Below are 8,895 nucleotides of genomic sequence, written 5' to 3' on the forward strand. Positions count from 1 at the left end.
CCCCCCTTGGGCCGGGTGTAGGCCACCTCCTTGGGCATCTCCTTCCCCAGGGCCTCCAGCATGGCCTGGGCCTTGGCCCTATAGGTGGCGCGGATCCTTGCCAGGCGCTCGGGGAAGCCCTCCTTCACCAGCTCGTGCACCAGGATCTGGTTGAGGACCGGGGTGTGCAGGTCCACCCCTTGCTTGGCCTGGGTCAGTTTGCGGATGACCTCCGGTTGGGCTACGACAAAGGCCACCCGAAGGCCCGGGGCCAGCACCTTGGAGAAGCTGCTGAGGTAAATGACCCCGGGATAGCCCACCTCCCGGGAAAGCTCAAAGAGGCTAGGCAGCCGGGTTTCTCCGAAGTAAAGCTCCCGGTACGCATCGTCCTCCACCAGGATGAGGCCCTGCTCCATGGCCAGTTCCAAAAGGCCTTTGCGGGCTTCCAGGGGCATTAGGCCCCCGGAGGGGTTTTGGAAGGAGGGGATGAGGTAGAGGAAACGGGGCTCTTCCCGGGCCAGGACCCTTTCCAAGGCCCCTAGGTCCGGGCCTTCCTCCCCTGCCGGCACCGTGAGGAAGCGGGGACCATAGGCCCGGAAGGCCTGGATGGCCCCCATGTAGCTGGGGGCTTCCAGCAGCACGGGGCTTCCCTCGTCCAGAAAGACCTTGCCCAAGAGGTCCAGGGCCTGCTGGCTTCCCGTGGTGATGAGGACCTCTTCCAGGCTGACCCCAAGCCAGTCCGCCACCCAGGCCCTTAAGGGGGTGTATCCCTCCGTGGGGCCATACTGCAGGGCCACCTCGCCCTTTTCCCTGAGGATTTCCGCTGCCTTTTCTGCCGCCTCCTCCTTGGGGAAAAGCTCAGGGGCAGGAAGCCCCCCGGCAAAGCTCAGGATGCCGGGGCGCTGGGTGAGTTTTAGCAGCTCGCGGATGGTGGAGGCCTGGATGCGCCCTGCCCGCTCGCCAAAACGGGTATTCCAGTCCAGGGTTTTCACCCACCCATTCTAGCGCTTAGGGCCCTCAAGGAAAGAGCTTTCGGTAGGCCTCGAGGGCGTACCGGTCCGTCATGCCGGCGATGTAGTCGCAGACTGCCCGTTCCAAGCCCCCTTTGGGGATCCGGGCCTGGACCTCTTTGGGGAGGATTTCCGGGTAACGGGTATAGGTGTGGAAAAGCTGTTCTAGAACTATTTCCGCCTTGCGCCGTTCCCTTAGGACCTCAGGGTGGCGGTAGAAACGCTCCCTGAGAAACCCTTTCAACTCCTGGTGGGCCTGCTCGGCCTCCGGGGTGAGGCGGGCTAGGCGCTGGGGGTGCCGGCGTACCTCCTCGGCGCTCCTTACCCCCGCCCGTTCCACCTCCTGGTGGATGGCCTCTATGGCAGCGGTGATGAGGAACCCCAGGAGTTGGCGCACCAGGATGCGGCGGGAAAGCTCGGTGAGCCGGGAGAGGTCCAGGCCCTCTTCCTGGGCCAGCTCCTGCAGAAAGGGGACCTCGGTAAGCTCCTCGGGGCGGAGGAGGCCGCTACGGAGGCCGTCGTCCAGGTCGTGGGCGGCGTAGGCGATGGCGTCGGAGAGATCCACCACCTGGGCCTCGAGGGTACCCTTCCCCGGGTATTCGGCCTTGAAACCGGTATCGTAGGCGGCCTCGTGGGTGGCGATACCCTCCAGGACCTCGTAGGTGAGGTTAAGGCCCTGGAAGCTGGGGTAGCGGACCTCTAGCTCGGTGAGGATCCGGAGGGCTTGGGCGTTGTGCTCAAACCCCCCGAGCCCCTGCATCAGGGCATTCAGGACCTTCTCCCCCGTGTGGCCGAAGGGCGGGTGGCCCAGGTCGTGGGAAAGGGCGATGGCCTCGGTGAGGTCCTCGTTGAGGCCTAAGGCCCGGGCGATGGAACGGGCCACCTGGACCACCTCGAGGGTATGGGTCAGGCGGGTGCGGTAGTAGTCCCCGGCCCAGTTGGGGAAGACCTGGGTCTTGTACTCCAGGCGGCGGAAGGCGGTGGTGTGCAGGATGCGGTCCCGGTCCTTCTGGTAAGGGGTGCGGTAGGGAGACTCGGGCTCCGGGTACTGCCTTCCCCGGGTGTCCCGGGCCTTTTGCGCATAGGGGGCCAGGCGCTGGGCCTCCTCCTCCAGAAGCCTTTCCCGGTCTATCAGCATCTAAACCCGTTTGAAGAGCAGGACGGCGTTTTGCCCGCCGAAGGCGAAGGAGTTGGAGAGGGCGTAGGTCACCTTGGCCTCCCGGGGCTCGGGCACGAAGTCCAGGTCCAGCTCGGGGTCGGGGTCCTCCAGGTTGATGGTGGGGGGGATGACCCCGTGGTAGAGGGCCTGCGCCGTGGCGATGGCCTCAATCCCTCCCGCGGCCCCCAGGAGGTGGCCGGTCATGCTCTTGGTGCTGGAGACCATAAGCCTTTTGGCGTGCTCCCCAAAGACCTCCTTGATGGCCAGGACCTCCGCCCGGTCCCCCACGGGGGTGGAGGTGCCGTGGGCGTTGATGTAGCCCACCGCCTCGGGGTCCACTCGGGCATCCCAGAGGGCGCGGCGCATGGCCAAGGCGGCGCCTTTGCCCTCGGGGTGGGGCTCGGTGATGTGGTGGGCGTCGGCGCTCCGGCCAAAGCCCACCAGTTCGGCGTAGATCCTGGCGCCCCGCTTTTTGGCGTGCTCGTACTCTTCCAGTACCAAGACCCCCGCTCCTTCCCCCATCACGAAGCCATCCCGGCTTAGGGTGAAGGGGCGGCTGGCCTTTTGGGGTTCCTCGTTCCGGGTGGAAAGGGCCCGCATCACGGCAAAGGCCCCGATGGCCATGGGGGTGATGGCGGCCTCCGTGCCCCCAGCCAGCACGATGTCCGCTTCCCCCAGCTGGATCATGCGCAAGGCGTTGCCGATGGCATCCGAGCCCGTGGCGCAGGCGGTGACCGCGGTGGAGCTCGGTCCCATGAAGCCATAGCGCATGGCGATGTGGGCCGAGGCCATGTTGGCGATCATCATGGGGATGAAAAAGGGGCTGATGCGGTTTGGGCCCCGCTCCAGGAAGACCTTGCTCTGGGCCTCCCAGGTCTCCATGCCCCCGATACCCGTGCCCACCAGGGTCCCCACCCGCTCGGGGTCTAGGGCCCCGGGCTCCAGCCCCGCATCCTTAAGGGCCAGCTCCGCGGCGATCAGGGCGTACTGGACGAAGCGGTCCAGCCGCCGGAGTTCCTTTTTGTCTAGGAACGCCTCTGGGTTGACGTCCACCTCGGCGGCGATGCGCACCGGCAAGGTGGAGGCATCAAAGCGGGTGATGGGGCGCACCCCGCTTTTCCCGGCAAGTTGGGCCTTGTGGTAGGCTTCGGCCCCCACGCCGATGGGGGTTAAGGGGCCGAGGCCGGTGATGACCACGCGTCGCATGGGGGTAGTATACCGAAAGAAGCCAGGGAAAGGAGAAAGGGCGCGTGAATGCGCCCTCCTCGAGGCTCTAGTACCCGTGCCCTCTCCCCTAGGGATTTACCGGTGCCCCCACCTTGGCCAAAACCAGGGTGGGGCGGGGTAAAGCCTAGCCCAGCTTGGCCTGGATGAAGGCCACCGCATCCTTAACCGTGCGGATCTTTTCCGCCTCCTCGTCGGAGATCTCCAGGCCGAACTCGTCCTCCAGGCCCATGATCAGCTCCACGGTGTCCAGGCTGTCCGCCCCCAGGTCCTCAATGAAGCGGGCCTCGAGGGTGACTTTCTCCGGCTCCACCGAGAGCTTTTCCGCGATAACCGCCTTGACCTTTTCAAAGATTTCCTGCTCCGTCATGAAAACCTCCCTTGGGGATTTTACCACGGGGTCTAGCCCCGGGCCTGGCCCCCTCAATGGGGGGTGAGCCCCCCGTCCACGCACAGGGTCTGGCCGGTGATGTACCCGGCGGCCTCGGAGACCAAGAAGGCCACGGCCTCGGCCACCTCCTCCGGGCGGCCAAAGCGGCCTGCGGGGATGCTCTTCAGGTAGGCCTCTTGGACTTCTTTGGGAAGCTTTCCCGTCATCTCCGTTTCTATGAACCCCGGGGCCACCGCGTTCACCGTGATCCCCCTGGCGGCGTACTCCTTGGCCACCGCCCGGGTGAAGCCGATGAGCCCCGCCTTGGAGGCCACGTAGTTGGCCTGGCCGGGGTTGCCCAGGATGCCCACCACGCTGGTGATGTTCACGATGCGCCCGAAGCGGGCCTTCATCATGAGCTTGATGGCCTCGCGGGTGGTGCGGAAGACCGCGGAGAGGTTGGCCTCGAGGACCGCCTCCCAGTCCTCGTCCTTCATGCGGATGAGGAGGGTGTCCCGGGTGATGCCGGCGTTGTTCACCAGGGTGTCCAGCCCGCCCAGGATCTCCGCCGCGGCGTGGACCAAACCCGTGGCGGCTTCCGCCTCCAGGAGGTTGGCCCCCAGGACCCCCACCAGGGGGCTACCCAGCCTCCTGGCCTCCTCCGCCACCTCTTCCGCCTTCTCCCGGTTCTGGCCGTAGTGGATCACCAAGGCGTAGCCTTCCTGGGCCAGCCTCAGGGCGATGGCCCGGCCGATGCCCCGGCTGGCCCCTGTCACCAGTGCCTTACGCATCCTCCACCTCCAAGGCCTTTCTTACCCCTTCTGGGTCTCCCACGGAAAGGGCCTGGGCTTCCTTCAGGGTGCGGGCCACCAGGCCCTTGAGCACCTCGCCGCTACCAAACTCCAAAAAGCGCCGGAGGCCCCTCTTTTCCATATCCCTTAGGATCTCCACCCAGCGCACCGGGGCGGTGATCTGCTCCAGGAGAAGCGCACGGATGCGCTCGGGGTCCTCCTCGGGCTTGGCGGTCACGTTGGAGTAAACGGGAAAACGGGGTTTCCTTAGGGCCACCCCTGCCAGGTCCCGGGCCAGGCGTTCCTTGGCGGGCGCCATCAGGGAGGAGTGGAAGGGGGCGGAGACCGGCAGGAAGACCACCCGGGCCCGTTTTTCCTTTAACCTTTCCGCCGCCTCTTCCACCGCCCCCTTCTCCCCGGAGATCACCGTCTGCTCGGGGGCGTTGAGGTTGGCCACCTCCACCCCCTCTAGCCCGGCCAAGGCCTCCTGGATGGCCTCGAGGGGAAGCTTTAGGATGGCGGCCATGGCCCCCTTTCCTGGGGGTACGGCCTCCTGCATGTACCGGCCCCGGAGGCGGACCAGCCTAAGGGCATCCTCCAGCCCCAGGGTGCCGGCGGCCACGTGGGCGGTCCATTCCCCCAGGGAATGGCCTGCGGCCAGAAGGGGTTCCTTCCCCCCGGCCGCCAAAAAGGCCCGGTAGGCGGCGTAGCCCACCGCCAGGAGGGCGGGTTGCTGGTTCTCCGTGAGGGTGAGGGCTTCCTCCGGGCCTTCCCACATGAGCCTTAGGAGGCCGGGCAAGGTGGCCTCGGCCCGGTCCAGGACCTCTTTGGCGGCGGGAAAGGCCTCGTAGAGGGCCTTTCCCATGCCCACCCGCTGGGAGCCTTGGCCGGGAAAGAGGGCGGCGTACATCAGGCTCCCCCCCAGGTGAGTACCGCCGCGGCCCAGGTGAGCCCGGCCCCAAAGGAAACCAGGAGCACGTGATCCCCTTCCTGGATCCGGCCGTCGTCCACCGCCTCCTTAAGGGCTAAGGGGATGGAGGCGGTGGAGGTGTTGCCGTAGCGGTCCACGTTCACCACCACCCGCTCCCAGGGAAGGCCCAGGCGCTCCCGGGCGGCGTCAATGATCCTCAGGTTCGCCTGGTGGGGCACGAAGACCTTGATGTCCTCCGGGGTGAGGCCGGCTTTCTCTATGGCCTCGAGGGTGGCGGTGTTCATCACCCGCACGGCGAACTTGAAGACCTCGCGCCCATTCATGTAGAGGCGGTTGCGCATGGAGGTGCCGTCGGGAAGCCTAGGGGCCACGCAGGCATGGTAGAGCTCCTTGGCCCCGCTGCCGTCCGCCCCCAGCACGAAGGAGCGGAAGCCGAAGCCTTCCCGCACCCTTCCCACCACCGCCGCGCCCCCGGCGTCCCCGAAGAGGACGGCGGTGGCCCGATCGTTCCAGTCCAGGATCTTGGAAAGGGCCTCGGCTCCCACCACCAGGACCTTCCGGGCCAGGCCCGCCTCCACCAGGGCGTGGGCTTGGGCCAGGGCGTAAAGCCATCCTGGGCAGCCCGCCAACAGGTCGTAGGCGAAGCCCTGGATGCCAAAGCGGGCCTGGACCAGGGCGGCGGTGTCGGGGAAAAGGGCGTCGGGGGTGTTGGTGGCCACGATGACCCCGTCCACTCCCTCCAAAGCCCCCGGGTGCCGCTTGAGGAGGTCCTCCACCGCCTGGAAGGCCAGGTCCGAGGTGTACTCGTCCTGGGCGGCGATGCGCCGTTCCCGGATGCCGGTGCGGGTCACGATCCACTCGTCCGAGGTGTCCAAATAGGCCTCAAAGTCCTCGTTCCTCATGACCCTCTCGGGGACGTAAGCCCCCAGGGCCAGGATGCCGCTCATGCCTGACCTCCCGTCATGGGCACCACTATACCCACTGGCAGTGAAAAAAGTTGAGGCCCCGGGTTTAGGGGCCTCTTATCTTGACCCGGTCTAGACTTCCAGGACCTTGCGCCCGTCGTAGTAGCCGCACTCCGGGCAGACGGTGTGGGGGGGTTTGGGCGCCTTGCACTCGGGGCAGGGTACCAGGGTCGGGGGGGTCAGGGCGTGGTGGCTCCTACGGGCATCGCGCCGTGCCTTAGAGGTCTTCTTCTTGGGTACAGGATGCTTGGCCATCTCCAGTCCTCCAGGGGGGCTAAGGCCCCCGCTAAACCCCTGGTAGTATAGCAGACCCGCTAGAGTTCGGGAAGGAGGTCCTTAAGGCCCAGGAAGGGGTGGTGGACCTCCGGCTCGTGGCCGCAGTCCACCAGGTTGCGGTCCGCCCCGCACACGGGGCAGAGGCCCTTGCATCCGTCCTGGCACAAGACGGTGTAGGGCATTTCGGTGACGAAGGCCTCGGTCAGGAAGGGAAGAAGGTCCAAGTCGGGCTCGCCAAAGGTGTAGTACTCCTCCTCCGCCTCCTCGTGGAAGACCACCTCGCCCAGGCCCTGCTGGTAGCGCAAAAGGTGCTGGAAGTGGGCGTGGATGGGGGTAGGGGTGGGCTTGAGGCAGCGGCGGCACTCCATGAGGGCCACGCCCTCCACCTCACCCGAAAGCCAGTACTCGTCCCCGCCCACGGCGGAAACCGCCACCTTCCAGGTGGCCTCGCCTGCCAAGGGGAAGCGCTCCTCCCCGACAAAGAAGGCTTCCTGCACCACGCCTGTGGCGCGAACCGTTCCTCCTTCTCGCAAGAGGCGGGCCAGATTGATGCTTGCCACCTCGCGGTATTCCATCCTTCTAAGTATAGCGCTCACCCCTCCTTTCTCCTAGAGGGGAGGCATAAAGTTCCCAAGCGGTGTATGGGGTTTTCTGCTACCATGCCCCCCATGGAGCGGGTGGCCATCCTAGGAGTGCCCATGGACTTGGGTGCGGGGCGGCGCGGGGTGGACATGGGGCCTTCCGCTTTGCGCTACGCCCGGCTTGCCGAGGAGCTGGAGGGCTTAGGGTTCTGGGTGGAGGACCTGGGGGATGTGGGGGTGCCCCTGGCGGAAACCCTTAGGAAAGGGAGAACCCATGGGAATGGCCAGACCTACCTGGAGGAGATCCGCCAGGCGGCCCTCGAGCTTAGGGAAAGGCTCCGCTCCTTGCCGGAAGGGGTGTTCCCCATCGTGCTAGGGGGGGACCATTCCCTAAGCATGGGTTCGGTGAGCGGGGTGGCCCGGGAGCCCCTGGGGGTAGTCTGGGTGGATGCCCACGCGGACTTCAACACCCCGGAAACCAGCCCCAGCGGCAACATCCACGGCATGCCCCTGGCGGTGCTCTGCGGCCTGGGGCATCCCCGCCTGACCGAGGCCTTCCAGGCGGTGGACCCCAAGCGGGTGGTCCTGGTGGGGGTAAGGAGCCTAGACCCCGGGGAGAAGCGTCTCCTTGGGGAAATGGGGGTTACCGTGTACACCATGCACGAGGTGGACCGCCTGGGGGTGGCCCGCATCGCCGAGGAGGTTTTGGAAAGGCTTGCTGGCCTTCCCCTTCACGTGTCCCTGGACGCCGACGTCCTGGACCCCACCCTGGCCCCCGGGGTGGGGACCCCGGTCCCGGGGGGGCTTTCCTACCGGGAGGCGCACCTGCTCATGGAAATCCTGGCCCATTCGGGCCGGGTGCGAAGCCTGGACCTGGTGGAGGTGAACCCCATTTTGGACGAGCGCAACCGCACGGCGGAGATGATGGTAGGCCTGGCCCTGAGCCTTTTAGGGAAACGTATCCTTTAGGGATTGGCGCCAGGGGTTGTGCCGGCTATATCCCCGTCAAAGCGTTGGTGGGTGGGGCCCTCCTCCTCATGGTTTTGGAAGGCCACCTGGTCCTTTCGCGGGGCTCCAGGGGGCCATTGAGCGCCGGCATGCGGCGGCACTGGAGCGGTACGTGGTCTTTTCCCGGCCTCGAGGCGGATGGCAATGCCGTCCTGGGGAAGGCCCAGGACCCTCCTTTGCGGCTTTAGGGCTATTCTTCCCCCAGGCCTTGGTGGATGCCCTGCTTGCGCCCGGGGGTCTTGCCAGCCTGGGCACGGGAAGGAATCCCGGCGAGGCGGGACTGGAAGAAAGGGGCCAATGGCGGCTCAAACCCCAAGGGCTTTCCCGGGCCTTGGTCTACCGCCGGGAGGATCCGTAAACCGGTTGGGTCATGGAGGGCCAGGGGTTAAGGTGCCGGGGGGTACGGATGGGGCTTAATCCCTAGCCTGGCCCCGCAGGTACCGTCCCAGCCTCTGCCCTGCCTGGAAGGCCAGGGCCAGGCTTTCCCAGGGAGGTTCCTTTTTGCGGTGGAGAAGGGGGTCCAGGGCCTCCTTGGCCCACTGGCTCACCAGCACCGGGAAGTCCAGCCCCGTCTCCAGGAAGTACGCCTCCGCCTCCCGCC

Annotated in this window: 11 protein-coding genes and 1 pseudogene; 2 read left to right on the plus strand and 10 right to left on the minus strand. The window is 66.4% G+C overall.

Annotated features, from left to right (window positions below):
* The 9 genes from Q0693_RS06160 to Q0693_RS06200 form a co-directional block, all read right to left on the minus strand.
* Window positions 1–971: PLP-dependent aminotransferase family protein (locus Q0693_RS06160; RefSeq protein ID WP_298630014.1), on the minus strand; the 971-nt coding region annotated here is incomplete at its 3' end.
* Window positions 972–996: 25 nt separating this feature from the next.
* Window positions 997–2,127, minus strand: coding sequence for a deoxyguanosinetriphosphate triphosphohydrolase (locus tag Q0693_RS06165; RefSeq protein ID WP_298630016.1), 1,131 nt, complete (start codon window positions 2,125–2,127; stop codon window positions 997–999).
* The gene (gene fabF, locus Q0693_RS06170) at window positions 2,128–3,354 is read right to left on the minus strand and encodes a beta-ketoacyl-ACP synthase II (protein WP_298630018.1); all 1,227 of its coding nucleotides are present in this window, start codon (window positions 3,352–3,354) and stop codon (window positions 2,128–2,130) included.
* Window positions 3,355–3,499: 145 nt separating this feature from the next.
* Complete coding sequence (acpP, locus tag Q0693_RS06175) at window positions 3,500–3,742, minus strand: acyl carrier protein (protein ID WP_243030062.1); 243 nt, start codon at window positions 3,740–3,742, stop codon at window positions 3,500–3,502.
* A gap of 53 nt (window positions 3,743–3,795) precedes the next feature.
* Window positions 3,796–4,533 (minus strand): 3-oxoacyl-[acyl-carrier-protein] reductase, encoded by a 738-nt coding sequence (gene fabG / locus Q0693_RS06180; protein WP_243028508.1) that lies wholly within the window; start codon window positions 4,531–4,533, stop codon window positions 3,796–3,798.
* Entirely contained in the window at window positions 4,526–5,443 is a 918-nt protein-coding gene (gene fabD / locus Q0693_RS06185) for an ACP S-malonyltransferase (RefSeq protein ID WP_298630021.1), read from the minus strand. Before fabD ends, fabG begins: the two co-directional genes overlap by 8 nt.
* Window positions 5,443–6,411, minus strand: a complete 969-nt coding sequence (locus tag Q0693_RS06190; RefSeq protein WP_243030064.1) for a beta-ketoacyl-ACP synthase III — start codon at window positions 6,409–6,411, stop codon at window positions 5,443–5,445. Before Q0693_RS06190 ends, fabD begins: the two co-directional genes overlap by 1 nt.
* A 90-nt stretch (window positions 6,412–6,501) precedes the next feature.
* A complete protein-coding gene (gene rpmF, locus Q0693_RS06195; protein ID WP_243028511.1) occupies window positions 6,502–6,684 on the minus strand; it encodes a 50S ribosomal protein L32 in 183 nt (60 codons plus the stop codon).
* A gap of 59 nt (window positions 6,685–6,743) precedes the next feature.
* A complete protein-coding gene (locus Q0693_RS06200; protein ID WP_298630025.1) occupies window positions 6,744–7,280 on the minus strand; it encodes a DUF177 domain-containing protein in 537 nt (178 codons plus the stop codon).
* 84 nt (window positions 7,281–7,364) lie between these two features.
* Between Q0693_RS06200 and rocF the strand changes: the two genes are divergently transcribed.
* Window positions 7,365–8,255 (plus strand): arginase, encoded by an 891-nt coding sequence (rocF, locus tag Q0693_RS06205; RefSeq protein WP_298630026.1) that lies wholly within the window; start codon window positions 7,365–7,367, stop codon window positions 8,253–8,255.
* A 250-nt stretch (window positions 8,256–8,505) separates the two neighbouring features.
* Window positions 8,506–8,652: a hypothetical protein gene (locus tag Q0693_RS06210; protein WP_298630027.1), complete on the plus strand. Its 147-nt coding sequence runs from the start codon at window positions 8,506–8,508 to the stop codon at window positions 8,650–8,652.
* Between the two features lie 55 nt (window positions 8,653–8,707).
* Here Q0693_RS06210 and Q0693_RS06215 read toward each other — a convergent pair.
* Window positions 8,708–8,895: pseudogene (locus tag Q0693_RS06215) on the minus strand (hypothetical protein); the annotation flags it as partial.

The organism is uncultured Thermus sp. (assembly GCF_938010445.1).
Classification (GTDB): Bacteria; Deinococcota; Deinococci; order Deinococcales; family Thermaceae; genus Thermus; species Thermus altitudinis.

Bases quoted from the DNA above. Each gene is read 5' to 3' on its own strand.
- fabF (WP_298630018.1), bottom strand. From the start codon at position 3,354: ATGCGACGCGTGGTCATCACCGGCCTCGGCCCCTTAACCCCCATCGGC.
- rocF (WP_298630026.1), top strand. From the start codon at position 7,365: ATGCCCCCCATGGAGCGGGTGGCCATCCTAGGAGTGCCCATGGACTTG.
- Q0693_RS06190 (WP_243030064.1), bottom strand. From the start codon at position 6,411: ATGAGCGGCATCCTGGCCCTGGGGGCTTACGTCCCCGAGAGGGTCATG.
- Q0693_RS06165 (WP_298630016.1), bottom strand. From the start codon at position 2,127: ATGCTGATAGACCGGGAAAGGCTTCTGGAGGAGGAGGCCCAGCGCCTG.
- acpP (WP_243030062.1), bottom strand. From the start codon at position 3,742: ATGACGGAGCAGGAAATCTTTGAAAAGGTCAAGGCGGTTATCGCGGAA.
- Q0693_RS06200 (WP_298630025.1), bottom strand. From the start codon at position 7,280: ATGGAATACCGCGAGGTGGCAAGCATCAATCTGGCCCGCCTCTTGCGA.
- fabG (WP_243028508.1), bottom strand. From the start codon at position 4,533: ATGCGTAAGGCACTGGTGACAGGGGCCAGCCGGGGCATCGGCCGGGCC.
- fabD (WP_298630021.1), bottom strand. From the start codon at position 5,443: ATGTACGCCGCCCTCTTTCCCGGCCAAGGCTCCCAGCGGGTGGGCATG.
- rpmF (WP_243028511.1), bottom strand. From the start codon at position 6,684: ATGGCCAAGCATCCTGTACCCAAGAAGAAGACCTCTAAGGCACGGCGC.